A 26,174-nucleotide genomic window follows, 5' to 3' on the forward strand; every position below is an offset into this window, starting at 1 on the left:
TCAGACGTACCCAAGGACTAAAAGCGCTCACAGGTGGCCAAAGCAATTTTCGATCTTGCGTCTCCTAGACCGCAGCCTTCCCGCTGTGCTGCCTGGATCGGCCCGCGCTCCGCGTCGTGATGATGGGTCGATGCCGACACTAGGAAAGTAAGCGCGATGGCTCCTAACGCACCCGCCGCCGCGATGGCAATGAAATTCTGCTTCAAGGGGAGGCTTCAACGAGACCAGCACGGCGATCAGCAGCGGTGTAAGGATCGCGTTCGTGCGGCTAATCCCCGCCGTCAGCCTATACCGGTCGATCGAATGGCCATGGGGTAGAACTGCCCGCTCGAACATGCGGTCAACGGTCAACGCCGCGAGCATGAAAGTAGACTCGCTCTTCAACGACCTCCTTCGCGGCCCCGTCCATATGACGGCCGAGGCCAGCCAATGGCTGCGCACGAAGCACGTGCCTATTGCCGAGCGTGTTTCTGCATGTACGCGACGATTCTGTCCATTTCCTGTTCAGTCGGCGTGTTGACGCTCTGCCAGCGGCTGTCCATTTGCATGTGCATGCGCTGGGCCACGCTAGACCATTCCATGGCGGTATGCAGTGTGGGCGTGGGCGCCGCATGGCACTGCGCGCAATAGGTTGAGACCAGCTTCGCGCCTGCGGACTTGGCGTCCGGCAAGGGCCTCGAGACCGCATCGCGCTCGGCGGTGAACTGGCCCAGCGGCTTTTGCAGCGTCTCACTTTCCTTCTGGAGTTCTCGCGCTTGTGCATCTGATCGAGCGGGCGCTGCACTTTGATCTTGAGCCTGGGCTTGAGCGAAGGCGCCGATTGTTACCGCCAGCGATGCGGCAATCGCCGCTGCTCGCTCAAGAAATATGCAGGCTATGGCGTTCACATATGTGCCCCACCACGACGAAAGCACGCGGCGGAGCGTTGAGGTTGACGGAGGTGTCTTGTGAGGACGGCACGTGCCTGGCTCTGGATGCGTCTTCATCATTGAACTCCCGCGTCAAGCGCTTCATCATGGATGCCCACGTCAACGAGCCGCACAACGTCCGGGTTAGTGCCCCGTGACGACATCGACCCCGCTTTGATTCCGTCACGCCACGGCAATGCGCATGCACCCGGCTGGGTGCTTGCAGATTTGATGAGCTCGTCTATGTCGCGTACTGCGCGCTCATCGCTTCCGAGGCTCTTCGAAGCTGAATACAGCGCTCCCGAGCAGCTTTGAGGACCGATTCCACCGACCATGGGGGCGGAGAAGTCGCCGCATCATCCATTGTCTTGCACAGCGGCTCCTCCAGTACCGGTATCAGACCGCCCACGAGCCTTGCTTCGACCGCCTGCACCACGGCGGCGTGCAAGGCGGTCGGCAGCGTGCGTCCATTCAGAAAATCGCGGACCAGGGATTCAGCGGCAAAGAGGGAGAGAGACATGGCATTGCTCGGAGTGCATGGACTCAGCGTATAGCGAAAAAATGCCAAAGTCTGTGCGATGTCGCACTCACGGGCGTCCCGATGCAACGCCTTGACCGGGTACTCCAGGAGATGCTGCGGCGGCAGCCAGGAACAGGACACGGCATGACGCGAAACCATCTCTGCGAATTCGGCCTGGACAAGGACGAGGCCAATTTCGTGGCCCTATCGCCGCTAAGCTTCATCGAACGCACGCCGAGTGCCTACCCCGTTCGCACGGCCATCCTCTACGGTTGGCGTCGTCAGAATTGGGGTGAGACCTATGAGCGATGTGGCCGCTGACGGACGCACTCATGAGACAGCGCGTCGGTGCCGGCGACACTCTGCTGCCCAAGGCCTGCAATGTTCGAAGCGCACTTTGGCCAGCCGACGACGGGCGCCGTGCTGAACACCCTCAACATCCGAATCGATGCCGAGGCGGGAACGCGCTGTAGCGCCATCCCGCAGCGCTAAATGCGGCGGTCGTGGCCAAGCCTGACGCGAAATGGGGCGAAGTCGCCGCCGCGTTCGTCGAACTGCGCGAGGGCGTCAACGTTACGGAGGCCGAGGTGGTCGAGCACTGCCGCGCGGAGATGACACGTTTCAAGGCCCAGCAGGTGATCTTCGGCCGTTTGCCCAAGACCTCTACCCGGCGAGATCTCCAGAAAATTCGTTCTGCGTGAGCAGCTGCATTCGGCCTCGGCAATCGTCTGAGGCGACGCACGTCGAGCACGACCCTAGAGGCGTTCGAATATCGCGGCGATGCCTTGGCCACCCCCAATGCACATCGTCACGAGCGCATAGCGTCCGCCCGTACGGTGCAGCTCGTAGATGGCCTTGGTCGCGAGGAACGCACCGGAGCAGCCGATGGGATGGCCCAGGGCAATTGCGCCGCCGTTCGGATTTACCTTGTTCATGTTGAACTCCAGCCCGCGCGCCACCGCGATGGCTTGGGCAGCAAAGGCCTCATTGCTTTCGATCACGTCCATCTGGTCGAGGGACATGCCGCACTTCTTCAAGGCCAACCGCGTCGCAGGGATCGGTCCCTCGCCCATGATTTCGTTCGAAACACCGGCCACCGCATACGACACCAGCCGGGCCATCGGCTTGTGGCCGGCCGCTGCCGCCACACTCGAATCGGCGAGGACGAAGAACGCGGCGCCATCGTTGATCCCCGACGCGTTCCCTGCCGTCACCGAGCCGTCCTTTTTGAACGCCGGCTTCATCTTCGCCAGGGTGTCCATCGAAGTTGTCGCCTTGACATGCTCGTCCGTGTCGAAGGTGACTTCACCCTTGCGGGTTTGCTTGACGATGGGCACGATCTGCGACTTGAAGCGCCCTTCAGCGATGGCGACAGCGGCGCGTCGATGCGATTCGACGGCAAGTGCGTCCTGCTCCTCGCGGGTGATGCCCCATTTGGCCACCAGGTTTTCAGCCGTGATGCCCATGTGGCCCACGCCGAACGGGTCGGTCAACGTGGCGACCATCATGTCGATCATCGAGGTATCGCCCATTCGCGCTCCCGAACGCATCGAGGCAGACATGTAGCCGCCCCGGCTCATCACTTCGACGCCGCCGCCTACGCCGTAGTCGCAGTCGCCGAGCAGGATGTTCTGCGCGGTGGTCACGATGCCCTGGAGGCCTGACGAGCACAAGCGATTGACGGACATCGCGACCGAATCCAGCGGCAGGCCGGCCTGGATGGCCGCGACCCTCGCAACGTAGGCAAAACGGTTATCAGTGGGAATCGTGTTGCCCACGGTCACGTAGTTGATGGCCTTCGGGTCGACGCCTGAACGCCGGACGGCCTCCTTCATCACGGTTCCCGCCAGTTCCGCGGGCTCCGTGTCGGCCAAGCCACCGCCGAAGGTGCCGATCGCCGAGCGGGCCGCGCCCAGAATCACAACGTCACGTTGGGTCATTTCGTCTCTCTCTCGTTGATAGATGTGGCATCACCTTGTAGACCCGTGCGCGGGACTTGTCGGTGCGCCAGTGCACCGACAGGATGGATGGTGCGGTGCCGCACAGACCATTACGCTCCGCTGAACTACAACGGATTCGATATGACCGCGCGTTGGGCAGACTTCCTGTACGGGCTGGTCGGGAGGCGGCGCACCCAGGCGGCCAATCGCCAGTTGGGCTGCGTGCTTGCCGCCGTTGCGGGCGCCATCAACGCCGGTGGCTTTCTTGCCGTGCACCGCTACACCTCTCACATGACGGGGATCGTGTCGTCGGTCGCCGACGACTTCGCCATCGGCAGCGGGGCACTGGCGCTCGCAGGCGTGGGGGCGCTTGCGACATTCGTGAGCGGGGCGGCCTGCACGGCGCTCCTGATCAACTGGGCACGCCGCCAAAGGTTGCACAGCAAGTATGCGCTGGCCCTGATGGTCGAGGCGGCGCTGTTGCTGTTGTTCGGCCTGGCGGGTGCGAATCTCGCGTCCTTCGCCCACCTGATGGTGCCCTCCACGGTACTGCTGTTGTGCTTCATCATGGGCTTGCAAAACGCGATCATCGCCAAGATTTCAGGTGCCGAAATTCGCACGACGCACATGACCGGTATCGCCACAGACATCGGGATCGAGCTGGGCCGGCTGTTCTACTGGAACCGCAACGCGGCGGCCAATAGCGTGCACTTCGTCAAGGCCAACCGCGACAAGCTCTTCATTCATTGCGCCATCCTGGCGTCGTTCTTCGCGGGGGGCGTGGTCGGCGCTTTGGCATTCAAGGCTGTGGGTTTCTCGGCGACCATTCCAATCGCCTTCACATTGGCCGTGCTGGCGTTGCCGCCGATTCTGGTCGACCTTCACTTGCGTCGCTTCGGCCATCGGTCAGCGCATGGACGGTGAAGCGCGCCCACGGGATGGCGGCGGCCGAATGCAGTTGCGGGCATCGGCGCGGACCGGACTGGTGCTTGACGTCACCGGCGGATCCTCCGATGGTTCATGCTTAGCGCCCCACTTGTCGGAGGGATGACATGGCCGATACAAGCTTTGAGCACCATGGGAATCAAGTCGAGATCAAGGCCTGGCAGGCAGAAAACCGTTGGGCATCGTCGTTCCAGTTTGATGATCGGTTGCCGGTCAAGAATGTTCAAACCGGCGCGCGCTCCGAGGAACAGGCGCTGATCGAGGCGAGGCACGAAGCCATCGCGACGATCAAGGCGGTGCGCAACGGGCCGTAGCCTGAAGGAGAGGAGGCAGGCGCATGTTCAACCTGCCGCCGGCAAGCGACGTCGCATTTGTCAGGCAGTAAGGCAACGACTCTGCGGCGTCGCCGCTCAGAATTTCTCGAGGCCGCACCGGCACCGCGATCCGAGAACATTCGCCGGCTTTGCGCGGCCCATTTCGTGGACTATCACCGCGATGACCGGCGGAGAACGGGTGATGCAGTCGCCGAAGGGAGCGGCATGCCCCAAGTTCACGGAGAGCGTCAGGCGTTCGTGATCTCGGTCTGTCATACGGTGTGTCATCCTTACGCTGTAGTCTCGCTTAGACCCGACGCCAATGCGCCATTGGGCCAACGACCCCGCAATCAGGTTCGGGACTGACTGCCCCGCTGCGTCCAATTCCAGCCGGCGATCTCCGGCATGTCCTGGCCATGGCGAACGATGTACGCCCTGTGCTCGAGCAATCGGTCCCGCAGATGCTGCTGCACGTGGCCCGCGCGATCGTGGACGCGCGGCACCTGGTCGATCGCGTCTGCCGCGAGGTGGAAGCGGTCGAGCCTGTTGAGCACCGTCATGTCGAACGGTGTGGTGGTCGTGCCTTCTTCCTGGTAGCCGTGCACGTGAAAGTTGTCGTGGTTGGTGCGCTTGTATGTGAGCCGGTGGATCAGCCACGGATAGCCGTGAAAGGCGAAGATGACCGGCTTGTCCGCCGTGAAAATCGAATCGAATGCCCCGTCCGACAGGCCATGCGGATGCGCCGAGGGCGATTGCAGGGTCATCAGGTCGACCACATTGACGACGCGGACCTTCAGATCAGGCAGATGCTGCCGTAGCAGATCGACGGCGGCAAGCGTCTCCAGAGTCGGCACGTCGCCCGCGCAGGCCATCACCACGTCCGGCGCTTCACCCTCGTCATTGCTGGCCCAAGTCCAGATGCTCATGCCGACGCTGCAGTGGCGCATCGCGGCGTCCATGTCCAGCCACTGTGATTCCGGCGCCTTGCCGGCCACGATCACGTTGACATAGTCGCGGCTGCGCAAGCAGTGATCGACCACTGACAGCAGCGTGTTCGCGTCTGGCGGCAGATAGACGCGCACCACTTCGGCCTTCTTGCTGACGACGTGGTCGATGAAGCCCGGATCCTGGTGGCTGAAGCCGTTGTGATCTTGCTGCCAAACGTGGCTGGTCAGCAGGTAGTTAAGGGACGCGATCGGACGGCGCCAGGGGATCTGTCGCGAGACCTTCAACCACTTCGCGTGCTGGTTGAACATCGAGTCGATGATGTGGATGAAGGCCTCGTAGCATGAGAAGAAACCGTGCCGGCCGGTCAGCAGGTAGCCCTCGAGCCATCCCTGGCAGAGATGCTCGCTAAGCACTTCCATCACGCGTCCGTTGGCCCCGACATGGTCATCGCCAGGAAGGATCTCAGCTGTCGAGATCCGGTTGGTCACCTCGAAGAGCGCCCCCAGGCGGTTGGATGCTGTCTCATCCGGCCCCATCACACGGAAGTTGCGCTCGCCGTCATTGAGTCGCATCACCTCCCTCAGGAATTCGCCTGTCACGCGCATCGCCTCGGCTTTGACCGCACCGGGCGCTGGCACGGCAACGGCGAAGTCGCGGAAGTCCGGCAGCCTGAGATCCTTGACCAGCAAGCCACCATTGGCATGGGGATTGGCACTCATCCGGCGACCGCCACGGGGCGCGAGCGCTGCGATGTTGGCTCGCAGCGCGCCGTCTTCGTCGAACAGTTCCTGCGGTCGGTAACTACGCATCCAGTCGTCCAGCAGCGCGACGTGGGACGGCTTGTCCGCGAACCCTGCCAGAGGCACCTGGTGCGCGCGTTGCGTGCCTTCGATGGCTATGCCTTCGACCGTCTCGGGCCCGGTCCAGCCCTTGGGAGAACGCAGCACGATCATCGGCCAACTGCGGCGCCGGCTGAAGCCATCGGCGCGGGCTTCCACCTGGATGGCGCGGATCACGTCGAGCACCGTGTCGAGCGCGGTGGCCATCATCCGGTGCATGGCCTCAGGCTCGTGGCCCGAGACGAAGTGCGGCTCGTAGCCGTAGCCGCGCATCAACGCCGAAAGTTCTTCGTCGCCGATGCGCGCCAGCACCGTCGGCCCAGCGATCTTGTAGCCGTTGAGATGGAGGATCGGCAGCACTGCGCCGTCGTGCGCGGGATTCAGGAACTTGTTCGAATGCCAGCTTGCGGCCAGGGCGCCGGTCTCCGCCTCCCCGTCGCCGATCACGCAACAGGCCAGCAGGTCCGGGTTGTCGAACACCGCGCCATAGGCGTGCAGCAGCGAGTAGCCGAGTTCACCGCCTTCGTGGATGGATCCCGGTGTTTCGGCTGAGACATGGCTGGGGATGCCACCGGGGAAGGAGAACTGCCTGAACAGCCGCTGGAGGCCTTCGACGTCATGTCCGATGTGCGGATACACCTCGCTGTAGGTGCCTTCGAGATAGGTGTTTGCCACCACCCCGGGGCCGCCGTGACCCGGTCCCGCGATGAAGATCGCATCGAGCTCGCGGGCGTTGATGGCCCGGTTCATGTGCGCGTAGATGAAATTCAGGCCCGGCGTGGTGCCCCAATGACCCAGCAGGCGCGGCTTGATGTGCTCGAGGGCGAGCGGCACGCGCAGCATCGGGTTGCTCATCAGGTAGATCTGGCCGACCGAGAGGAAGTTGGCGGCGCGCCACCAAGCGTCGACGCCGGCGAGATCGTCGGGCGACGGCGATGCGTTGTGCTTTGACATAGGATCAACTCCAGTCTGGAGAGTTAAAGAGAATCTGACAGGCTTCGTCGGCGATCACCTGCTCCTCGTTGGTGGCCATGACGAGCAGGGCCAGCTTGCTGTCGGTCGAATCAATGCGCGGCGCATGCGCTGCATTGACTGTTGAGTCGATGCGCGCGCCGAGCCACGCCAGGTGGCGGCAGATTGCCGCGCGAACTTCCAGTCGGTGCTGGCGGATGCCAGCGGTGAACACCAGCGAGTCGATACCGCCGAGCGTGGTTGCGATGGCGGCGACTTCGCGCGATATCCGCAGGGCGAACAGCTCAATCGCACTTCGCCTGCCTCCGGGGCGCTGCTGGCGGCGAGTTCACGAACGGCTGCAGAGATGCCCGAGACGCCAAGTGGGCCCGAGCGGTGATAGAGGATGTCCTGCACCTCGTCGAGCGTCATCCCACAAACCTTCAGCAGGTGCAGCAGCACACCGGGGTCGAGGGCGCCGGGCGGCGTTGCCATCGGGATGCCGTCGAGCGTCGAGAACGCTATGCTGGTGTCCCTGCTCCCACCGGCCTCGAGCCCGCACAGGCTGGCGCCACTGCCCAGGTGCGCCACCACGGTGCGGCCGGAGGCCAGCGCGGGATGCGCGTGCCGCATCTGCCCGGCGATGAACTTGTCGGACTGCCCATGGAATCCGTAGCGTTTGATGCCTTGCTCGAACAGTTCACGCGGCAGCGCGAACCGGCGCACCAAGTCGCTCTGCGTCCGATGGAAGGCGGTATCGAAGGAGGCGGTCTGAGCCATCTGCGGGCGCAGTTGTCGAACAGCGCGAATCAGGCTCAGGCTCTGCGGCTGGTGCATCGGCGCGAGCTGCGCGAGGGAGTCGATGTCAGCCAGCGGTTCATCCGTGATTCGTGTTGCACCTGGGAATTGGTCGCTGCCGTGGACGACCCGATGGGCCACGCCCTCAAGACCATCTGGCGACGCATGCGGCACGAGCCGGTCGAGCAGTTCCTCGACGACGTCTTGCGGGCCGGACGCGATCCTGACGCTCAGATCCTCTTCGCTGATCGTGCTGCGCACATCGAGCCACAGGGTCACGGGTTCGCGGCGCAGGTCGATCGCGCCGCGGCCGAATGCGTCGGCTCGTCCCGACTTCACCGAAAAGAGGCCGATCTTGATCGTCGAGGACCCGGGATTCAAGGTGAGGAGAACGCAGTCTCGGCCGTCGACAATTGCAGACCGGGCCATCAGTGGTGTCCCGGGCTATTCCATCGCCAGCGCGCCTGCAGACAGACTCATGTGCTCAGGCGCCGGATGCACCGCTGTGGTCGTCGCAACGATCTCGGGCGCGCGCACGAGCAGAACAGGCACGGTCGCGTAACGAAGGATGTTCTCCGCGCTGCTTCCGAGCACCATGCGCCCGACGCCGCGGCGGCCATGTGTTCCGAGCACGATCAGATCCGCTGGCCATCGGCTGGCCTCGGCCGTTACCAGCACATGCACGAGGCCCGAGAAGGTGTCGTTCAGGATCGTCTCGACCTCTATGCCCGCAGCGGCGACAGTGAACCTCGCCTGCTCAAGGATGCGAGCGCCGTTCTCGCGCAGGATGCCCAGGAGATCTCCACCATAGCCCGCATAGGCTTCCATGCCGAAGGAAAACGAAAGCTCGTCCACGACGTGGATGAGTCGCAGGCGGCCATGCGTGATCTGGGCGATGCAGATGGCCTCTTCCAGGCCGCGGTTGGACGTAGTGCTGCCGTCGACGGGGACGAGAATTCGCTGGTACATGGCGCTCCTTTCAGGAGGCTGGGGCATTGATTCGGGCAAACGGGTGCGTGAATCTCTTCTAGACGCTTCGGCGCCGCGCAGTCTGTGCGGCATCGCACGAAGCACAGTCAAGGCAGGAAATTTGAATCACACGCAGCATTGAACAGAGAAATAGGTATATTCGCGCGCGCTCGAGGCATGACGACCGACGCCTTGCCGATCAGCCCGAAAGCAGGCCGACGCCAGGACTTGAAGGTGGAGAACCTGGCTGGGCTGAAACGCGGCGAAGACGGACCATGAGAGTTCGAAACCCGACACGAAGAAGGCCCGCGCAGGCTTGGTGGCCAGGGCGGTTTCGAAGCGGGCCACGATGAAGGTGGTCCACATCTGCGCCCCAGGCCCACGATCAACCACGGCAGCCGGTGGCGCGCTGCGCATCGGCGGCTACTGCAGCGCTTTGCGCGCGTCGTTTGATCCCCGCGTCACGCAGCGATCCGGTGCGGGTCGACGGGTTCCTGGAACACAAGTCAAATCACCAAGGGTAAGTGAAGCACTGGAATCCATGGTCAGGAGCATCTGCGTCAAAGCCCAGGCTCTGATGGCGGTAAGCATATCTGCAGTGTCAATCCGGATTCGGGCCGCGCGGGGAAATACCGCCGAAGAGCGAGGCGATGTCCCACAGGTGAAAGACATACAGGCCATACGATGATTCATGACCGATCCACGCAATGTCGCGCACGACAAAAAAGTGCACCAAGAGAAAAAGCATCGCGGCGAAGAAATCGCGCCTGGCGCAGAGCACGTGCCTCAACCGGGACAGAAGCCCGCCTTGAAACATGAAGAAGGCAATGCCGGTGCGCCAGACGATACCGCGGCAGGTTGATCATTGTCAGCGCGGCGCTGTGCTTTCAAACTCACCGCGATGGCGAAAGCGACTGTCTGCTCGATCGAAGACCTGTAGGGTAGCGAACATCCCGCCCACGGTATGTCGTAGTCCAATCTGACGCTGGGCAATCCGATTGTTCCCTTTCCAGACGCCCGCGCTGTTCTCCATCACCATCGAAGCGTCGGAGCTGGTTGTTCTCCGTTCTCACAAGAGCCCCGCGCAGCCAAGAGCCGGTTTGGGTGCAGCAGGTGCGGCATCGATGCGGAGGGAGCGTCCGGCCACTGAGGTTACCCGACTCAGGCATCTGGCGGCTCTGCAGCGTCGCGATTCACAGTGCGGTCATCGTTGAGTAGGCCAACGCACAGACTCCGCGCAGCATTGCGAGCAAGGTAGGAGCAATTCCGCCCAACTCATTCGAAAGCAACCCCATGATCGCTCCCCGAACCTCTGCGAACTCGATGACCGAGTCGTTGCCCGTCGCTCCTGGCAAGGCCGGCGCGGTTGAACCTGAAGCCAGTTGGACGGAGGTGTTGCGAGGCGGTGATCGCATACGCATTCGTCCGATTCACGAAGAGGATGCAGCGATGGAGCGCCGATTCATCGAGGAACTCTCGCCGGCTTCCCGTCGATTTCGATTCCTGGACACGATGCGCTCGCCCAGTGACGCGCTTCTCAAGCAACTCACGGTCATCGATCCGGCGACTGATGTCGCTTACGTCGCCGTCGTCGACGATGAATCCCAGGATCACCAGATCGGCGTCGCGCGTTTCAGTGCGGAGCCGGGCGGCGGGGATTGCGAGTTCGCGGTGGCCGTCAGCGACAAGTGGCAGAACAAGGGGCTTGGGATGCACCTGATGCACCATCTGATGGAGGCCGCGAGGCAGAGAGGCATAGCCGAGATGCACTCCAGCGACGCGTCGGACAACGACCTTATGAGGCGGTTCGCAGAACAGTTGCACCTCGACCACAGGCCTGACCCAGATGACGCGACTCAAGTGTTGTACAGCATGAAGCTGGGCCCCCGGCGCCAGCGCTGATACTTGAGCCGGCCCGCTTTCGTCCAACGAAGATTTCGTAAACGTCCGGCAGCAATACAGGCTGTCGCCAGAATGCGACCGGACCAGACCATCCTCTTGCCACCTCGATCGCCGCTCAGCTGCCTAGCCGACGCGCGCTTGGCTGGCGGCGGCGGCTTGTCTGGCACTTTGCAAGCGCAGTCTGTGCACCATTGCACCTATGTCAGAAGGTGCGCTACCGTACAGACCGGAAGTTATAGTGGCCCGCACGCTCGTTACCTCTACAAGGAGATGACGGGCCAATGACGTACACGCTAAACCCTCGCGCACTCGGCGATCCGTCCGTGCAGCCAATCGCTAGCCCGAACTTTTCACCAGTGGTCTGACGCGATGTTGATCGAGGCTGTGCGCCGTCATTGAGCGCGATGTCGCGTCGGATGCGAGGTACTGGACGGGATGGTGGCCGATTTTGGACATACGACCCCCTTACCCCCATTCTTTGTCAACGTGCCGGGGACAGCACTGGATGAGGTTCATAGGGCCAGGGCCTGGGCAGCATGGAGGAACACGCTGCGCAGCGGGTGATGCGAGGCCAGCAGCACTCGCACGCGGCGCGTATTGCGCACGATGGCCGCGCCGATCTTGATGAGCCGCACGCGGATCGTGGCCGCGGTGGCGCGCTCCAGCTCACTGCCCTTCAAGGCGAGTTCTCGAAGGCGCTGCATCAGGGTGTAGGCCAATGCTGCCAGCAGCAAGCGCAGCTGGTTGGCCGCAAAGCGGTGGCAACTTGCTCGTGTGCCGAACAGGTCGAGCTGCGCCTCCTTGATGCGGTTCTCGGCTTCGCCGCGGGCACAGTACAAGCGCTCATACAGCTGTGCAGCGTCGCCCTTGAGATCGGTCACCACGAAGCGCGGGTTGTTGCCCTGGGTACCGTGCTCCAGCCGCGTGATCACCCGTCGTTCGATGGCCCAGCTGTCGGCCGCGTAGACGAACTCGTCAATCAGGCGCTGCTTGGTGCCGGTGCGTTCGTACTCGTGCGCGAGCATCGCCTCGGCGTATTGCACGATGGCTTCCAGCCGAGCATTGCGCGCAAGACTCACGATGTAGTTCACGCCCGAGCGCTCGCACCAGCGCAGCAGGCGCTGGCGACAAAAGCCCGAGTCACCGCGCACGATGATGCGCACCTCGGGCCACGCTTGGCGCAGCCGCTGCACCAGCAGCTTGATGAGGGCCGCGGCGTTCTTCGCGCCGTCAATGCGGCTGCGCCGCAAGACACACGCGAGCATCGCCTGGCCGCAGAACACGTACAGCGGCAGATAGCAGTGGTGGTCGTAGTAGGCGTGGAACTCGCTGAGCTCCTGGGCGCCGTGCAACGGCACGTCCGAGGCGTCGATGTCCAGCACCAGTTCTGCGGGCGCGCTCTTGTGGCTGGTGATGAATTGCTCGATGAGCACTCCATGCAAAGCCACCGCCTGTGCTCGCGTGGCGCGTGTCTCCAGGCGACTCAGCGTGGGTGAGCTGGCCAGCGCATCGACCCTTCCCACGGCCGTTTGCATCAGCAAGTCGCCGCGCAACACGTCGTGATCGTTGAGGTCTTCGTAGCCGCAGCACAGCCCGTAGATGCGCTGCGCGAGCAGATCGCGAAGGCTGTGCGTGATGCGTGCCGGGTCGCGTGGATCGCTGAGCACGGCCGCAGCCGCTCGACTCAAACCAATGCGTTCATCCACACGCCGCAGCAGCAAGACGCCACCGTCCGAGCCGAGATCGCCGCCCTCGAAGTTGGCCTCGATGACACGCCGGCCAAGCCGTCCCAAATCGATCGTCCCGTCCGTACAATTTGGCATCGGCAGCCCTCGGTTGAAATTGGCGTCAGATACCAATGTCAACGCGCTCCGGCACGAGGATGCCGACCCTCTACTGGTGAAATTTCCGGGCTAGGGTGCTGCATGCGGTTGACGGCGATGCCGAGCTCGGACTCACATCGCAAGAGGCCGCAAGGCGCCTTGTCGAGCAGGGCCGCAACGAGCTGCGCGCCGCGCCGACCGTGGCAACGTGGCGCCGCGTTCTGTCGCATTTTCAGGATCCGCTGGTGTACCTGCTGCTGGCGGCCGTCGGCATTTCGCTCGGCGCCTGGGCGATCGAGGGATTTTCCGGCTGGCCGCTGGATGCGCTGGTGATCGCGGCGATCGTGCTGCTCAACGGCATACTTGGCATCATCCAGCAGACGAAGGCGGCGGACGCGGTCGCCGCGCTGGCCCGCATCACGGCAGTTAGCTCGGCCGTCGTACGGGATGGCCAAGCACTACGCGTTCCGAGCGCCGAACTGGTGCCGGGCGACTTGTTGGTACTTGGCGAAGGTGACGCGGTCGGTGCCGATGCCCGACTGCTGCAAGCCGCGTCGCTGCGCGTGCTTGAGGCGTCCCTGACCGGCGAGAGCGAGGCCGTGCTCAAAGACGCTTCCACGCTTCCTGCAGCGGTTGCTCTGGGTGACAGGTTCGACATGGTTTTCAAGGGAACGGCCATCGCCCAGGGCACTGGCAGTGCGGTGGTCACCGCCACCGGCATGCGTACGGAGGTGGGCGCGATCGCGGGAATGCTGGAGGCAACTGCGGAAGCGCCGACGCCGCTGAGCATCGAAGTGGCGCGCATTGGTCGCATCCTTGGCGTCGCCGTGGTGGCCATTGCCACGGTGGTGGTGGCAACGATCCTGCTCGTCACTGATGTCCACAACGCGGCGGATGTGGTCGGTGTACTGCTGCTCGGCGTGTCGCTGGCGGTGGCGGCGGTGCCCGAAGGCCTGCCGGCCATCCTGTCGGTGGTGCTGGCCATGGGCGTGCAACGCATGGCCAGGCAGAACGCAATCGTCAAGAACCTGTCGTCGGTCGAAACGCTGGGTTCGGCGTCCTTCATCTGCACCGACAAGACCGGCACGCTCACGCGCGCGGAGATGACGATCGAGCGCGTGGTGACAGCCTCCGGCAGCACCAGCATCACCGGTGCGGGCTACTCGCCGACTGGGCGGGTCGAGCACAACGGCGTCGAACTGGGATCGGGGCCGTTGCGCGACGAACAGACGGTGGTGCTTTCTGGCGGAAGCCTTGCCGGCGACGCCCGACTACGCGAGGATGCGGATGGCACGTGGTTGATTCCATGGCGATCCCACTGAAGCGGCGTTCCTCGTGGCCGAACGCAAGATGGGGCTGACCGAGCGGCGGCTGAAACGCTTCGAGCGCATTGCGGAGATCCCTTTCACCTCTGAGCGCAAGATGATGTCGACACTCGAGTGCGATCATGAGCACGATGACCGTGTCGTGGTCATCACCAAGGGCGCGCCCGATGTGCTCCTGGCGCGTTGTACCCAGGTGCGGGTGGGCATGGAGGTGATAGCGCTCGACACGGCGATGCGCTCGCGGATTGTCGCCGAGGTCGATGCACTGTCAGACGCAGCGCTGCGCACGCTGGCCGTCGCCTACCGGCCGTTGACCGCGCAGGAGGGTGCCTTGGCGACGGAGGCGTTAGAAGGGCTTGAACGCGATCTCATTTTCGTCGGCACGGTGGGCATCATCGATCCGCCTCGGGCCGAAGCGGCCGTGGCCATTCGGGAGGCACGGCGCGCCGGCATTCGGGTGATCATGATCACCGGCGACCACCCGCGCACGGCCGCACGCATTGCGCATGACCTTGGGATCGTCGCGGCAGGCGCTGCGGTTCTTACCGGGCTTCAGTTGGACGCGATGGACGAAGCAGGCTTTGCGCAAGCGGTGCGCCTCACCTCGGTCTTCGCGCGCGTGGCACCGGCGCACAAGATGCGAATCGTCGCCGCGTTGCAGGCCGATGGCAGCGTGGTCGCCATGACGGGCGACGGCGTCAACGACGCGCCGGCGCTGAAGGCGGCGGACATCGGCATTGCAATGGGCGTGACCGGCACAGAGGTGAGTCGCGAAGCGGCTCGGATGATCCTGGTGGACGACAACTTTGCGACCATAGTAGAGGCCGTTCGAGAGGGGCGCGGTATCTTCGACAGCATTCGCAAATTCCTGCGCTACCTGCTTTCGTCCAACTTGGGCGAGGTGCTCACCGTGTTCCTGGGCGTCGTCGGCGCCAGCGTACTGGGACTGGTCGGCCCCAGTGGCGCAGTCGTGGTGCCTCTTCTCGCGACGCAGATCCTCTGGGATCAACCTCGTCACCGACTCTGGGCCTGCGCTGGCCATGGGCGTCGACCCGCCGGGTGACGATGTGATGGCCCGCAAGCCGCGCGGTCGCGGCGAACGCGTGATCGACGCGCAAATGTGGTCGGGGGTGATCCAGATTGGCCTGGTGATGGCACTGACGACGTTGCTGAGCATCGACCTCTTTCTGCCGGGCGGCATGATCGAAGGCGACAACGACCTGGCGACGGCCCGGACTGCTGGCTTCACCGTGCTGGTGCTCGCGCAGCTTTTTAATTGCTTCAACGCGCGCTCCGACCACCGGAGTGCCTTCTCGCACCTGTTCGTCAACCGTTGGCTCTGGGGTGCCGTCGCGCTGTCCGTTGTGTTGCAGATCGCAGTCGTGCACCTCGGCGTTCTCAATCTCGCGTTTGGAACCGCGCCGCTTGCGCTCGACGAGTGGCTGTTGTGCGTCGCGATGGCCAGCACGGTGCTCTGGTACAGCGAATTGCGCAAGTGGATGATGCGCTTCCATTGACTGCCAGCTTCGGCGCCGCAGAGTGGTGCGGCAGCGCACAGACGGATTCACCTGGTGCGCCTATGTTGGAACGGTTAGGCGCCTGAAGCGGCGCCGAAGAACGGAAATCACCATGAACAGAACCCATCCCTACGAATACGGCCTCGACAAGAACGACGCCAACTTCGTGTCCTTGTCGCCCCTGAGCTTCCTGGAGCGATCAGCCAGCGTCTACCCGGGGCACATCGCGCTCATCTACGGAACATTACGGCAAACCTGGCGTGACACACATTCGCGTTGTCGCCGACTGGCCAGCGCTCTTGTGCAACGTGGGATTGGCGCGGGCGACACCGTCGCGGTGATGCTGCCCAACGTACCGGCGATGTTTGAAGCTCATTTCGGCGTGCCGATGACAGGCGCCGTGGTCAACACGCTCAATACGCGGCTCGATGGAGAGGCCATCGCGTTCATGCTGCAACACGGTGAAGCGAAGGTCCTTTTGACCGACCGGGAGTTCGCCGGCGTGATCGAGAAAGCACTCGCGATGGTTGGCGACAGGCGGCCATTCGTGATCGAGGTTGAGGACGACGATGCGCCGGCCGGCAATTCGCTCGGCGACGTTTCATACGAGTCCTTTCTTTCGCATGGCGACCCCGACGTTCGCTGGAAGCTTCCTTCCGACGAGTGGAATGCCATTGCGCTGAACTACACCTCCGGCACCACCGGCAACCCCAAGGGCGTGGTGACGCATCACCGGGGCGCTTACCTCAACGCGGTGTCGAATGTTGTGACGTGGGAGATGCCGCGCCTCCCCGTCTACCTGTGGACGCTGCCGATGTTCCATTGCAACGGCTGGTGCTTCCCGTGGACGTTGGCCTTGCAAGCTGGCGCCAGCGTCTGCCTGCGCAAGTTCGAGCCAGAGATAGTGTTTGACCTGATCCGCGAGCACAAGGTCACCCACCTCTGCGGTGCACCCATTGTCTACGGCATGTTGATCAACGCGCCCGAAGCGCAGCGCGCTGGCATTCGCCACCCAGTCAAGGGTTTGATCGCCGGTTCGGCGCCGCCCGCCGCGATCATCGAAGGCTGTGAGCAGATCGGAATCGCGATCACCCACGTCTACGGGCTGACGGAGGTCTACGGCCCAGCGGCCGTATGCGCCCAGCAGATCGAGTGGGCTGCGCTTCCGGTGGGCGAGCGCGCCCGCCTGAACGCGCGCCAAGGCGTGGCCTATCCCATGCAAGAGGCCGTCGTCGTGCTGAACCCCGAGACGATGGAACCTGTGCCGGCCGATGGGGAAACGATCGGCGAGATCTTCTTCCGCGGCAATCTGGTGATGAAGGGCTACCTGAAGAACGCACAGGCCACGGAAGAAGCATTTGCGGGGGGCTGGTTTCACACGGGCGACCTCGGGGTCACGCAGTCCGATGGCTATGTGAAGATCAAAGACCGCAGCAAGGATGTAATCATCTCCGGCGGCGAGAACATCTCCAGTGTTGAAGTCGAGGAGGTGCTGTACCGCCATGCATCGGTGCTCGCGGCGGCGGTCGTGGCCAAGCCCGATGAGAAATGGGGCGAGGTAGCCGCGGCCTTCGTTGAACTACGCGTCGGCGCCATTGCAACGGAGGCGGAGATCATCGCGCATTGCCGCGCGGAAATGGCTCGGTTCAAAGTTCCCAAGCAGGTCATCTTCGGGGTGTTGCCCAAGACCTCCACCGGCAAGATCCAGAAGTTCGTGTTGCGCGAGCAGTTGCATTCGGCCGCAGCCATCGTGTGAGTGTCGTCATGAACTTCTATTCACCCCCGCTCCACGAGATGCTGTTCGCCATGAAAGAGCATGGTGGCCTGGATGCGGTGCTCGCTCAGGTCGGCAACGAAGAAGTCACCGGTGACCTGGTCGAGGCGATCCTCGAGGAAGCGTCGCGATTTGCGAGCGACGTGCTGGCGCCAATCAATGCTCAGGGAGACACCCAGGGCTGCCAATGGAGCAACGGCGTCGTGACCACCGCCGACGGGTTCAGGCACGCGTACACCGGCTTTTGCGAGAGCGGATGGAACGGCATGCCCTCGGGCACCGAGTTCGGCGGGCAGGGCATGCCTACGCTGGTGTCGACCGCGGTGCTCGAGATGTGGAAGGCCTCCAACATGGCGTTCTCGCTGTGCCAGATGCTCACGCTGGGCGCCGTGGAGGCCATCACGCATCACGGCAGTGAGGAACTGAGGCAGCGTTATCTGCCGGCAATGATCGAAGGCCGCTGGACCGGCACGATGAACATCACCGAGCCCCAAGCCGGCTCCGACCTCGCAGCCATTCGCACCAAGGCCGTTCCGGATGGAGACCACTACCGCATCAGCGGCACGAAGATTTTCATCACCTGGGGCGAGCACGACATGGCGGACAACATCATCCATCTCGTACTGGCGCGCCTGCCAGATGCGCCGCCTGGCGTGAAGGGTATCTCACTGTTCGTCTGCCCCAAGTTCCTCGTGAACGCCGACGGCTCGCTTGGCGAGCGCAACGACCTCGTATGCGCCTCGATCGAACACAAGATCGGCATCCACGGCAGCGCCACGGCTGTGATGTCGTTCGGCGAGGGGCCGGGCGCGCTCGGCTGGCTGGTCGGTGAGCCCAACAACGGACTCGCCTGCATGTTCACAATGATGAATCACGCACGCCTGAACGTGGGCCTCGAAGGCGTGGCGATCTCCGACCGCGCCTACCAGAAGGCACGGCAGTTTGCGCTCGACCGCGTTCAAGGCAAGACGTTGGGCCGCGAAGGCGGCGCCAGCGCGACCATCATCGGTCACCCGGACGTACGCCGCATGCTGATGGACATGAAGGCACGCGTCGAGGCGATGCGGGCGCTCGCCTACTACACGGCCGGCCAGATGGACCGTGCTCATGGCCACGACGACCCCTCCACTCGGCAAAAGGCGCAGGCGCTGGTCGACCTGCTGATACCCGTCGTCAAGGGCTGGTGTACCGACAACGCGTTGGGTATCACGTCGGACGGCGTGCAGATTCACGGCGGCATGGGGTTCATCGAAGAGACCGGCGCCTCGCAGCACATGCGCGATGCACGAATCACCACCATCTACGAGGGAACAACGGGCATCCAGGCGAACGACCTGATCGGGCGCAAGCTGACGCGCGACGGCGGCGCGGCCATGAAGGAGCTCATCGCGGTGATGCAGGCCGACGTCGACTCGCTTCATGCGCCGGGCGCAACCGATGACGCGGTGCTCGCGGGCGTGGCCCTGGCACTAGGAAGCGGGTTGCGTGCGCTCGCCGAAGCCACTGACTGGTTGCTGGCCGCTTCGCCGCGCGATGCGGCGGCCGGGGCTGTGCCCTACCTGCGGCTCTGCGGCACGGTGATCGCCGGCTGGTTGACTGCGCGCGCTGCGCAAGTGGCCACGCTGCGATTGGCGCGCGGCGACGAGGATGCCGACTTCCTGAACGCGAAACGGATCACTTCGCACCACTATGCGATCCACGTATTGCCCGGGGCCGGCGCATTGCGTGACACGGTCCTGCACGGAGCGTCGACGACCCTGGGCCTGACGGATGCCCAGTTCTAGCTGGGTAGAAAACATGAACGAAATGAACGGCTACGACGTCGAAGACCTGAAGGTTGGCATGCGCGCAACCTTCTCGAAGACCATCACAGAGGCCGACATCGTCCTGTTCGCTGGCGTATCGGGTGACAACAACGCCCTGCACGTGAACGAAGAGTTCGCGGCGACGACGCGCTTCGGCGGCCGCATCGCGCACGGCTTTCTTACGGCCAGCGTGATTTCGGCGGCGGTGGCCAATCACCTTCCAGGGCCCGGGACGATCTATCTCAGCCAGTTGCTGAACTTCCGTGCGCCGGTACACATTGGCGAAACGGTGCATGCGAGTGTCAGCGTCAAGTGTGTGGATCCCCTGCGCCGCCGCGTGACGCTTGAAACGGTCTGCACCGTTGGAGAGACCGTGGTGATTGACGGCGAGGCGGTGGTGATGACAACCTCGGCCGCCAAGCGCCCGGCCGAGATGGTTGCAGTGGAGCCGCAGCAGGCGACGGCACTGAGCCTTGTCTGAATGCGGGCAGGCCGCTCGGCGTTCGCGCGTGCGTTCATTTCATACGTGATGGACCTCGACATGCGCGATGAGTGCGCCTGTGAGTGCTCTACCGCACCGACAGGACACCCGCTACGTTGTGAAATGGGCGCAAGCACGGGTCCCGTGCGGCGTATCGGGTCTCAAGGCCTCACAGAGTCTTTCTGCTCCGATCAGAAGGTAGTACTGCCTGTCAGTCAACTGGCCGTGCTCTTTGAATCGAATGGCCTCAAGATCGACCCCCCGGAACAAAGAACCATATGAATGACCTCACGCAACCCTTCGTCAAGCTTTCCACGTCCAACACGGAACTCGTGACGCGTTTCGCACAATCCCCGGAGGTCGCGGAATTGGCGAGGGCCAACGCGGAGAAGTTTCTGGATCTCGCTCAGAAGGCCTTTGGTGGCGCGGCGGCGTCCAGTGCACACGCCGACCTCGTCCGAAATCTCGCCGAGAACTATGCGACCTTTGCGCGTGAGAACGCTGAGAACCTTATGGGCATCCTAGCCCGAGGACAGGCCGCCGTTGCGCAACAAGTCACAGCCGCAAGCGAGCGCATGGCCGCGGCTACTGAAGTGAAGAAACGGTAGCTCAGGCCGGAGTCATCGAAAAAGCAAAGCGGGGCCCATCATGCATCGGATAGACGTTCACAAACTGGCCGATGAGGCCAAGTTCAATCGCTTTCACGCACTTGTCCTTTCTTGGTGTGTGCTCATCATCATCATCGATGGCTACGACCTCGCGGTGGCGGGCATCGCGCTGCCCAGCATCATGAAGGACATGAACGTCGACGCCTCGACGGCCGGATTCATGGCGAGTTCGGCCCTGTTCGGAATGATGTTCGGGGCGATATTCCTTGGCACCCTTTCCGACAGGATCGGCCGCCGCTGGACGATCTCCATCTGCGTCTTCCTGTTCAGTGTCTTCACCGCAGCGGCCGGTTTCGCGAGCGATCCGTACACGTTTAGCGTGCTGCGATTCCTTGCAGGCCTCGGCATCGGCGGAGTGATGCCCAATATCGTGGCGCAGATGACTGAGTACTCGCCCAAGACGATCCGAAGCCGCATGGTGACTATCATGTTTTCCGGCTATGCGGTCGGTGGCATCCTCGCAGCGCTGGTCGGCAAGCAGTTCATTGAAGGCTATGGCTGGCAGTCGGTGTTCATCGCCGCCGGCGTGCCGGTGCTGCTGATTCCGTTCATCCTGAAGATGATGCCGGAGTCGTTGCCCTTCCTTATCAAGCATCATGACGACACCCATTTGCGGCAAGTCGTCAGCCGACTCGCGCCGGACCTGCGGATGGAGGCACACGAAGAGTTCTTGCTGCCGGCGGAGGACAAGGCCGGGGGAGCGCCCGTCCGCCAGCTGTTCCAGGATGGGCGCGGTCTCAGCACGATCATGTTTTGGATCGCGTTCTTTATGGGACTGTTCATGATCTACGCGCTCAGTTCTTGGTTGACCAAGCTGATGGCGATGGCAGGGTACAGCCTTGGCTCCGCCCTGACGTTCTCACTGGCATTGAACGTCGGTGCCATGGTGGGGGCTATTTCGGGGGGATGGCTTGCCGACAAGTTCAACATCAAGTACGTGCTGGTGATCATGTACGCGCTGGGAGCGGTCTTCCTGTACATGATGACCATCAAGACGTCGCAGGAAGTGCTCTATGTGATCGTCGCACTGGTGGGCACTTGCACCACCGGAGCCCAGATCGTCGCTTACGCGTATTGCGGCCAGTACTACCCCATGGCGATCCGGTCGACCGGTATCGGTATGGCAGCGGGGATAGGTCGCACCGGCGCGATCATGGCGCCGCTGCTGATCGGGTTACTCGTTTCGCTGAAGCTGCCCCTGGAGCAGAACTTCATCGCCATCGCAACGGCAGGTGCGCTGGGAGCCATCGCGCTAGCCTTCATCAACCATCGCGCGTCGGCATCGACACACCACGACGACGCCGTGCGCGACACGATCCCACCACTGCGTGAGGTGCCGGTCTAGGAGACAGCTCGACAGAAATTCATTGACGCTGCACGCAGCGCCTCGGCGGTCGAGTGCAGATCTCCTTGAAAAGAGAAATCAAGAAGGGTGGCTCTCCGCTCCGTCTGACCTAGACGCGATGTGATGCGCAGCAGTGTGAAACGGTGAAGCGACCTGAAGAGACGTTGTGATCCACGTTGCCCAGAAGTGGCTTCCAGACTGGTCGACATAGGCCCTTTCGGAGTCCATCGTCCCGGTCGCAGCGCTTATCGGGTCGGTCCCTTGCAAGTTCACTGTGTCTTCCTTCGTTGCGTAAGCTGGTGGCGTGGTTCAGGCTGCCAGTCGTTGCTCAACGCAGTGCCCGCCGATATTCCACGGCAGCAACTCCACGATGCGGTTGATCCGCAATGCGTGCGAGCACATCGCGAAGATACGCTTGTGGATGGAGCCCGTTTGCCTTGGCAGTTTCGGTCCCATCACCCGTAGACCCTCATGCACTGGCTACCTGTTGGCAGCGTGGTCGGAAGCGGTGTTCTTCACCCCGGTGACCTGACCAGTTTCACGATTTCGGACATCACATCATCGTCATGCCCGACCCAGGTGTGACCCCCTGTCTCGAAACCGACGAACTTAGCTCCCGGAATCCGAGTGGCGGTGTACTGCGCACTCGCATACGTGCCGTAGCCATCGTCGCGGGCGCTGATCACCAGCGTCGGTGCCCTGATCGACTCCAGTGGCGCTGTCGTTAACTTCTTTCCCACCAACGAATCACTGCGCATACCCGCAGCGCGACTCGATACCGGCAGGATGTTGTTGAGCATGGCATGAACTCGCGCGTTCTCGCTTGCGCTCGCACTCGACAGCAGCTCGGGAGGGGTCGCCAGGACGACGCGGATCAGCGAGTTGCGGCCGACGTGCAGCGCTGACCAGAAAAGAAAATCTGAACCGATCAGCGTCATCATCGTGCTTTCGACCCAGGTCGGCAGCGGCGGCGCGGAATCCGCCTGTGCAGCTGGCTTGTAGGCGAGCGGCACCAGGAGCACCAGCGCAGCGACCCGATCGGGATGGCGGATCGCCATTTGCAGGGCGGATGGGGCGCCTGCCGAGCCGCCCATGATTGCAGCGCGTCGAATTCCCAATGCATCCAGCAGACAGACATGAGCGTCGGCCTGCGCGGCTGCCGAGGCATCTGCCGGCATCGGGGTGCGCAGGTAGCCGAAGCGCGACATCGCAATCACCCGGATCCCCCGATGCGTCAGCGCAGCCGCAAACGCCATGCCCTGGTCGTGTCCGCCGCCGCTTCCGTGCACCGCCAGTAGCGGAATCCCTGAGCCCGCCTCCTGGTACTCTATGACGCCGCAGCGGGTGGAGAGCAGCGTGCTACCCTGCGCCACGCGGGCCATCGCCAGCTTCATGTCGCGCTCGAAGCGCCCGCTGATCCACAGGGCGCCCACTGCAAGGACCAAGCCGATCGCACCGGCGACGGCTCCAGCGACGCCCAGGCGTGTGGTCACGGCAGAAACTCGAAACGCATCGACGTCACGGTGCCGCGGAAGTAGCTTCTGCGCCCTTCTGGCCAAAGCCATTCGACCTCGCCGACGTTCGGCACCGTCATGCCGTTTCGCGTCCGATAGTCGGACCACCGGCCCTCCCACGGGATCATGACCATCGTCCGGCCGACCATGGCGCCGCGCGCCTCCGCACGAAACGAGTCGATCAAGCCGGCGTCGTTGAATCGGAACAGCAGTGTCAGCGTGAGCGGGCCATCTACGAGCGTGGCATATGCAGAGTGGTCGTCGAACGCGTCCCAGCGAACACCCTGGCTCGGCAGCAGCGCGGTCGGGTACCACGCCGCTTCAGCGAAGAAGCGGAACAGCTCGCCGCGGGCGATCTCCCCATCGCCGTGAATGTCGGCCACCTGGAACAGGCCCAGCACCGCGGCGTGCAGCATGCCTTGACCCCCGATGTAGGCGTCGAGCACTCGTATCGCTAGCCCAGGCAGCAGAGCGATCTCTGCGTCCCAGAGGAAGCCGGGGCGGCGGGCGACGATCGTCTGCCGGGACGTGAACCTCTTCCACCGCTCCGACGTGTGAGACAGGTTGAAGGTGCCAGCGAGCTCGACGGTCAATGCCGAGATGATCGGCTGTCCTTCTGTCAGCGCGGCACGGAAGTAGCGCTGCACCGGTGCAGGCAGGCCCTGGAGTTCGCGGAAGTGGACACGGGCAATGGCGGGCGAATGATTCGCATCGTCGAACTGGGTTGCCTCGAGCGTGCCCCTCAGACCCGCAGCAGTGTCGGCCCACCGCCGGGTCCCGTAAGCGGAGACGCCCAGGACGGCCGCGGCCAGCAAGGACAAGGCTAGAAGGAGCCAGAGCAACCAGATCAGCATCGCCAAATGTATGCGGTCGAAGCCTTGACGTGGGTGTCGCAGGCCTCTGTCTTACCCCGCGACGGCGCGATCGCCGGGAGCCGACGACGGGCGTCTGCGTACCGTGAACAGCACGTCGTGGAAGTCTTCCAGACGCCCCACCTTCAGGAGAACTCCCCATGGCCATGATGAAAGCAGCCATCTTCGTCGAGCCTGGGCGCATCGTCCTCGATGACAAACCTATTCCCGATGTCGGTCCGCAGGACGCTTTGCTGCGCGTGACAACGACCACGATCTGCGGCACCGACATCCACATCCTCAAGGGCGAGTACCCCGTGCAGCGGGGCCTGACGATCGGCCACGAGCCGGTCGGCGTGATCGAGAAGCTCGGGTCGGGGGTGCGCGGTTACCGCGAGGGCCAGCGCGTCATCGCCGGGGCGATCACGCCGAGCGGCTGGAGCACCGCGTGCCTGTGCGGCGTCGGCTCCCAGGATGGTGCCGGCACGGCGCACGGGTGGAAGCCGATGGGTGGCTGGAAGTTCGGCAACACCATCGACGGCTGCCAGGCGGAATATGTGCTGGTACCCGACGCGATGGCCAACCTGGCGCCGGTGCCCGACTCGCTCAGCGACGAGCAGGTGCTGATGTGCCCCGACATCATGTCGACCGGCTTCAGCGGTGCTGAGAGCGCGGGGGTGTGCATTGGCGACACGGTGGCGGTGTTTGCCCAGGGTCCGATCGGCCTGTGCGCCACAGCGGGTGCCAAGCTCAGCGGTGCCGCGACCGTGATCGGAGTTGACCGGCTCGCCGACCGCCTGGCCATCGCCACGAAGTTGGGCGCCGATCACGTGATCGATGGGAGCAAGGTAGATCCTGTCGAGGAGATCATGCGCCTCACCGACGGCCGTGGCGTGGACGTGGCGATCGAGGCGCTCGGCACGCAACAGACCTTCGAGGCGTGCCTTCGGGCGCTGCGCCCGGGCGGAACACTGTCGAGCCTCGGCGTCTATTCGACCGACCTGACGATCCCGCTCGGAGCCTTCGCCGCCGGGTTGGGTGATCACAAAATCGTCACGACGCTTTGCCCCGGTGGCAAGGAGCGCATGCGCCGGCTGATGGCGGTGATCGCCGCGCGGCGGGTCGGCTTGGAGGCGATGGTGACGCACCGCTTCAAGCTCGACGACATCGAGGCAGCCTACGAACTCTTCGGCCACCAGCGCGACGGCGTTCTGAAAGTCGCGATCACGCCTTGAGCCAGACGTATTGGACTCAAGCGCGCTCGCCGAAAAGCGCCAGACAGGTCCCTCTACGGTCCGCTCCGGCCAAGCCGAATCGCAAGGGCTCGGCCTCACTGCGTCTGGCAGCGCCTGCTGGGCCGTTGCGGGAATCGCGACAACAACCTCACTCTTAAGGTGTCAGTCGCCGATGCATCATTCATCGCCATGACCAAGGGTTTGGTGGCCGGCACCCGAACCTCGTCCCGGCCGTCGCCACCGGTGCTACTTGGCCGTCGCCTTCTACCGTCGCCGGGGCCGGCCTGTTGGGACTGCTGAGCTACGACATCAGCCTCTAGTCCGGGCGCCGATCAAAGCTGCAGCTACCCGCTTAAACACCCGGTACGCGACGAAGAGCGGACCTTCGACAGGTCATGGCGTATGACCGCTCGTGGGCGATTGCTCCGGGTCGACAAGCTCATGCTCATGTCGGCAATGGGCACGATGCAGCGGTTCCGCCCTGCCCTCGCCATCGGCTGCTATCGTTAGATGCTATGTGGGACTACCCGAGAGAGACCCGTTTAGCTACAACGGGATTTCCTTAACTTCTTGGCAGAGGAGATGGTATGGACGCCTCCTCCCGCTAAAGGACTGCGAAGGTTGGGAATTCCGCTGATGAAGGTGGGGGCCTCGCAGTCGACGGCATCAAGTGCCAGAGTGGAGGTTCGAAGTAGCAACCACTCTCCGACGGAGGCCCCGAAATGAATCGTACGACGTATGGCTTGGACATTGCAAAGAACGTGATGCAACTCCACTGGGTTGATGGCGAGACAGGCGAGAT

Annotated in this window: 23 protein-coding genes and 4 pseudogenes; 16 read left to right on the forward strand and 11 right to left on the reverse strand. The window is 63.4% G+C overall.

The window, feature by feature from the left end:
• Positions 1-452: 452 nt before the first annotated feature.
• Both QTH97_RS31980 and QTH97_RS31985 read right to left on the reverse strand, forming a co-directional pair.
• Positions 453-887, reverse strand: a complete 435-nt coding sequence (locus QTH97_RS31980) for a cytochrome c family protein (RefSeq protein WP_286572617.1) — start codon at positions 885-887, stop codon at positions 453-455.
• A 262-nt stretch (positions 888-1,149) separates the two neighbouring features.
• Entirely contained in the window at positions 1,150-1,428 is a 279-nt protein-coding gene (locus QTH97_RS31985) for a hypothetical protein (protein WP_286572618.1), read from the reverse strand.
• 144 nt (positions 1,429-1,572) lie between these two features.
• Here QTH97_RS31985 and QTH97_RS31990 point away from each other — a divergent pair, with 144 nt between their 5' ends.
• Together QTH97_RS31990 and QTH97_RS31995 are read left to right on the forward strand one after the other, a co-directional pair.
• Positions 1,573-1,749: a hypothetical protein gene (locus tag QTH97_RS31990; RefSeq protein WP_286572619.1), complete on the forward strand. Its 177-nt coding sequence runs from the start codon at positions 1,573-1,575 to the stop codon at positions 1,747-1,749.
• Between the two features lie 152 nt (positions 1,750-1,901).
• Positions 1,902-2,160, forward strand: a pseudogene (locus QTH97_RS31995) (AMP-binding enzyme); the annotation flags it as partial.
• Positions 2,161-2,183: 23 nt separating this feature from the next.
• Here QTH97_RS31995 and QTH97_RS32000 read toward each other — a convergent pair.
• Positions 2,184-3,368 carry an acetyl-CoA C-acyltransferase family protein gene (locus tag QTH97_RS32000; RefSeq protein ID WP_286572621.1) on the reverse strand — a complete coding sequence of 395 codons (1,185 nt, stop codon included), beginning with the start codon at positions 3,366-3,368 and terminating at the stop codon, positions 2,184-2,186.
• Between the two features lie 141 nt (positions 3,369-3,509).
• On the opposite strand from QTH97_RS32000, the gene QTH97_RS32005 reads away from it, so the two are divergent.
• Together QTH97_RS32005 and QTH97_RS32010 are read left to right on the forward strand one after the other, a co-directional pair.
• On the forward strand, positions 3,510-4,292 hold the full coding sequence (locus QTH97_RS32005) for a YoaK family protein (protein WP_286572622.1): 783 nt from the start codon (positions 3,510-3,512) through the stop codon (positions 4,290-4,292).
• Between the two features lie 128 nt (positions 4,293-4,420).
• Positions 4,421-4,627: a hypothetical protein gene (locus QTH97_RS32010; RefSeq protein WP_286572623.1), complete on the forward strand. Its 207-nt coding sequence runs from the start codon at positions 4,421-4,423 to the stop codon at positions 4,625-4,627.
• A gap of 350 nt (positions 4,628-4,977) precedes the next feature.
• Here the strand turns inward: QTH97_RS32010 and QTH97_RS32015 are convergent, their stop codons facing one another.
• The 4 genes and pseudogenes from QTH97_RS32015 to QTH97_RS32030 form a co-directional block, all read right to left on the reverse strand.
• Complete coding sequence (locus QTH97_RS32015) at positions 4,978-7,368, reverse strand: phosphoketolase family protein (RefSeq protein WP_286572624.1); 2,391 nt, start codon at positions 7,366-7,368, stop codon at positions 4,978-4,980.
• A 4-nt stretch (positions 7,369-7,372) separates the two neighbouring features.
• Positions 7,373-8,592, reverse strand: a pseudogene (locus QTH97_RS32020) (acetate/propionate family kinase).
• Between the two features lie 15 nt (positions 8,593-8,607).
• The gene (locus QTH97_RS32025; protein WP_286572625.1) at positions 8,608-9,132 is read right to left on the reverse strand and encodes a universal stress protein; all 525 of its coding nucleotides are present in this window, start codon (positions 9,130-9,132) and stop codon (positions 8,608-8,610) included.
• A 126-nt stretch (positions 9,133-9,258) separates the two neighbouring features.
• Positions 9,259-9,498, reverse strand: a complete 240-nt coding sequence (locus QTH97_RS32030; RefSeq protein ID WP_286572626.1) for a hypothetical protein — start codon at positions 9,496-9,498, stop codon at positions 9,259-9,261.
• A gap of 325 nt (positions 9,499-9,823) precedes the next feature.
• On the opposite strand from QTH97_RS32030, the gene QTH97_RS32035 reads away from it, so the two are divergent.
• Both QTH97_RS32035 and QTH97_RS32040 read left to right on the forward strand, forming a co-directional pair.
• Positions 9,824-9,994, forward strand: a complete 171-nt coding sequence (locus QTH97_RS32035) for a hypothetical protein (RefSeq protein WP_286572627.1) — start codon at positions 9,824-9,826, stop codon at positions 9,992-9,994.
• Between the two features lie 461 nt (positions 9,995-10,455).
• On the forward strand, positions 10,456-11,034 hold the full coding sequence (locus QTH97_RS32040) for a GNAT family N-acetyltransferase (protein ID WP_286572628.1): 579 nt from the start codon (positions 10,456-10,458) through the stop codon (positions 11,032-11,034).
• 512 nt (positions 11,035-11,546) lie between these two features.
• On the opposite strand, the gene QTH97_RS32045 is transcribed toward QTH97_RS32040, so the two are convergent.
• On the reverse strand, positions 11,547-12,857 hold the full coding sequence (locus tag QTH97_RS32045) for an IS1380 family transposase (RefSeq protein ID WP_286572629.1): 1,311 nt from the start codon (positions 12,855-12,857) through the stop codon (positions 11,547-11,549).
• A 95-nt stretch (positions 12,858-12,952) separates the two neighbouring features.
• Here QTH97_RS32045 and QTH97_RS32050 point away from each other — a divergent pair.
• The 9 genes and pseudogenes from QTH97_RS32050 to QTH97_RS32090 all read left to right on the forward strand — a co-directional run.
• A pseudogene (locus QTH97_RS32050) lies at positions 12,953-13,075 on the forward strand (cation-transporting P-type ATPase); the annotation flags it as partial.
• Between the two features lie 27 nt (positions 13,076-13,102).
• Positions 13,103-14,179, forward strand: coding sequence for an HAD-IC family P-type ATPase (locus tag QTH97_RS32055; protein ID WP_286572640.1), 1,077 nt, complete (start codon positions 13,103-13,105; stop codon positions 14,177-14,179).
• A 13-nt stretch (positions 14,180-14,192) separates the two neighbouring features.
• On the forward strand, positions 14,193-15,245 hold the full coding sequence (locus tag QTH97_RS32060; RefSeq protein ID WP_286572630.1) for an HAD-IC family P-type ATPase: 1,053 nt from the start codon (positions 14,193-14,195) through the stop codon (positions 15,243-15,245).
• Positions 15,223-15,699, forward strand: a complete 477-nt coding sequence (locus QTH97_RS32065; RefSeq protein WP_286572631.1) for a cation transporting ATPase C-terminal domain-containing protein — start codon at positions 15,223-15,225, stop codon at positions 15,697-15,699. The genes QTH97_RS32060 and QTH97_RS32065 overlap by 23 nt, the downstream gene beginning before the upstream one ends.
• Before the next feature lie 112 nt (positions 15,700-15,811).
• On the forward strand, positions 15,812-17,455 hold the full coding sequence (locus QTH97_RS32070; protein WP_286572641.1) for an acyl-CoA synthetase: 1,644 nt from the start codon (positions 15,812-15,814) through the stop codon (positions 17,453-17,455).
• A gap of 8 nt (positions 17,456-17,463) precedes the next feature.
• Positions 17,464-19,257: an acyl-CoA dehydrogenase family protein gene (locus QTH97_RS32075; RefSeq protein ID WP_286572632.1), complete on the forward strand. Its 1,794-nt coding sequence runs from the start codon at positions 17,464-17,466 to the stop codon at positions 19,255-19,257.
• A gap of 13 nt (positions 19,258-19,270) precedes the next feature.
• The gene (locus QTH97_RS32080) at positions 19,271-19,759 is read left to right on the forward strand and encodes a MaoC family dehydratase (protein ID WP_286572633.1); all 489 of its coding nucleotides are present in this window, start codon (positions 19,271-19,273) and stop codon (positions 19,757-19,759) included.
• A 278-nt stretch (positions 19,760-20,037) separates the two neighbouring features.
• Positions 20,038-20,367, forward strand: coding sequence for a hypothetical protein (locus tag QTH97_RS32085; protein ID WP_286572634.1), 330 nt, complete (start codon positions 20,038-20,040; stop codon positions 20,365-20,367).
• Positions 20,368-20,407: 40 nt separating this feature from the next.
• Positions 20,408-21,772 carry an MFS transporter gene (locus QTH97_RS32090; RefSeq protein ID WP_286572635.1) on the forward strand — a complete coding sequence of 455 codons (1,365 nt, stop codon included), beginning with the start codon at positions 20,408-20,410 and terminating at the stop codon, positions 21,770-21,772.
• 309 nt (positions 21,773-22,081) lie between these two features.
• On the opposite strand, the pseudogene QTH97_RS32095 reads toward QTH97_RS32090, so the two are convergent.
• From QTH97_RS32095 to QTH97_RS32105, 3 genes and pseudogenes are all read right to left on the reverse strand, one after another.
• Positions 22,082-22,220, reverse strand: a pseudogene (locus QTH97_RS32095) (transposase domain-containing protein); the annotation flags it as partial.
• 67 nt (positions 22,221-22,287) lie between these two features.
• Positions 22,288-23,265, reverse strand: coding sequence for an alpha/beta fold hydrolase (locus QTH97_RS32100; RefSeq protein ID WP_286572636.1), 978 nt, complete (start codon positions 23,263-23,265; stop codon positions 22,288-22,290).
• Entirely contained in the window at positions 23,262-24,140 is an 879-nt protein-coding gene (locus QTH97_RS32105) for a DUF6920 family protein (RefSeq protein WP_286572642.1), read from the reverse strand. Before QTH97_RS32105 ends, QTH97_RS32100 begins: the two co-directional genes overlap by 4 nt.
• Before the next feature lie 158 nt (positions 24,141-24,298).
• Between QTH97_RS32105 and QTH97_RS32110 the strand changes: the two genes are divergently transcribed.
• Positions 24,299-25,372 carry an NAD(P)-dependent alcohol dehydrogenase gene (locus QTH97_RS32110; RefSeq protein ID WP_286572637.1) on the forward strand — a complete coding sequence of 358 codons (1,074 nt, stop codon included), beginning with the start codon at positions 24,299-24,301 and terminating at the stop codon, positions 25,370-25,372.
• Positions 25,373-26,174 lie beyond the last annotated feature (802 nt).

The organism is Variovorax gracilis, from assembly GCF_030317115.1.
In the GTDB taxonomy this organism is placed as follows: Bacteria; Pseudomonadota; Gammaproteobacteria; order Burkholderiales; family Burkholderiaceae_C; genus Variovorax; species Variovorax gracilis.

Bases quoted from the DNA above. Each gene is read 5' to 3' on its own strand.
- QTH97_RS32010 (WP_286572623.1), top strand. From the start codon at position 4,421: ATGGCCGATACAAGCTTTGAGCACCATGGGAATCAAGTCGAGATCAAG.
- QTH97_RS31985 (WP_286572618.1), bottom strand. From the start codon at position 1,428: ATGTCTCTCTCCCTCTTTGCCGCTGAATCCCTGGTCCGCGATTTTCTG.
- QTH97_RS32065 (WP_286572631.1), top strand. From the start codon at position 15,223: ATGGGCGTCGACCCGCCGGGTGACGATGTGATGGCCCGCAAGCCGCGC.
- QTH97_RS32040 (WP_286572628.1), top strand. From the start codon at position 10,456: ATGACCGAGTCGTTGCCCGTCGCTCCTGGCAAGGCCGGCGCGGTTGAA.
- QTH97_RS32105 (WP_286572642.1), bottom strand. From the start codon at position 24,140: ATGCTGATCTGGTTGCTCTGGCTCCTTCTAGCCTTGTCCTTGCTGGCC.
- QTH97_RS31990 (WP_286572619.1), top strand. From the start codon at position 1,573: ATGACGCGAAACCATCTCTGCGAATTCGGCCTGGACAAGGACGAGGCC.
- QTH97_RS32090 (WP_286572635.1), top strand. From the start codon at position 20,408: ATGCATCGGATAGACGTTCACAAACTGGCCGATGAGGCCAAGTTCAAT.
- QTH97_RS32070 (WP_286572641.1), top strand. From the start codon at position 15,812: ATGAACAGAACCCATCCCTACGAATACGGCCTCGACAAGAACGACGCC.
- QTH97_RS32045 (WP_286572629.1), bottom strand. From the start codon at position 12,857: ATGCCAAATTGTACGGACGGGACGATCGATTTGGGACGGCTTGGCCGG.
- QTH97_RS32000 (WP_286572621.1), bottom strand. From the start codon at position 3,368: ATGACCCAACGTGACGTTGTGATTCTGGGCGCGGCCCGCTCGGCGATC.
- QTH97_RS32075 (WP_286572632.1), top strand. From the start codon at position 17,464: ATGAACTTCTATTCACCCCCGCTCCACGAGATGCTGTTCGCCATGAAA.
- QTH97_RS32015 (WP_286572624.1), bottom strand. From the start codon at position 7,368: ATGTCAAAGCACAACGCATCGCCGTCGCCCGACGATCTCGCCGGCGTC.
- QTH97_RS32025 (WP_286572625.1), bottom strand. From the start codon at position 9,132: ATGTACCAGCGAATTCTCGTCCCCGTCGACGGCAGCACTACGTCCAAC.
- QTH97_RS32110 (WP_286572637.1), top strand. From the start codon at position 24,299: ATGGCCATGATGAAAGCAGCCATCTTCGTCGAGCCTGGGCGCATCGTC.
- QTH97_RS32085 (WP_286572634.1), top strand. From the start codon at position 20,038: ATGAATGACCTCACGCAACCCTTCGTCAAGCTTTCCACGTCCAACACG.
- QTH97_RS32030 (WP_286572626.1), bottom strand. From the start codon at position 9,498: ATGTGGACCACCTTCATCGTGGCCCGCTTCGAAACCGCCCTGGCCACC.
- QTH97_RS32005 (WP_286572622.1), top strand. From the start codon at position 3,510: ATGACCGCGCGTTGGGCAGACTTCCTGTACGGGCTGGTCGGGAGGCGG.
- QTH97_RS32035 (WP_286572627.1), top strand. From the start codon at position 9,824: ATGACCGATCCACGCAATGTCGCGCACGACAAAAAAGTGCACCAAGAG.
- QTH97_RS32080 (WP_286572633.1), top strand. From the start codon at position 19,271: ATGAACGAAATGAACGGCTACGACGTCGAAGACCTGAAGGTTGGCATG.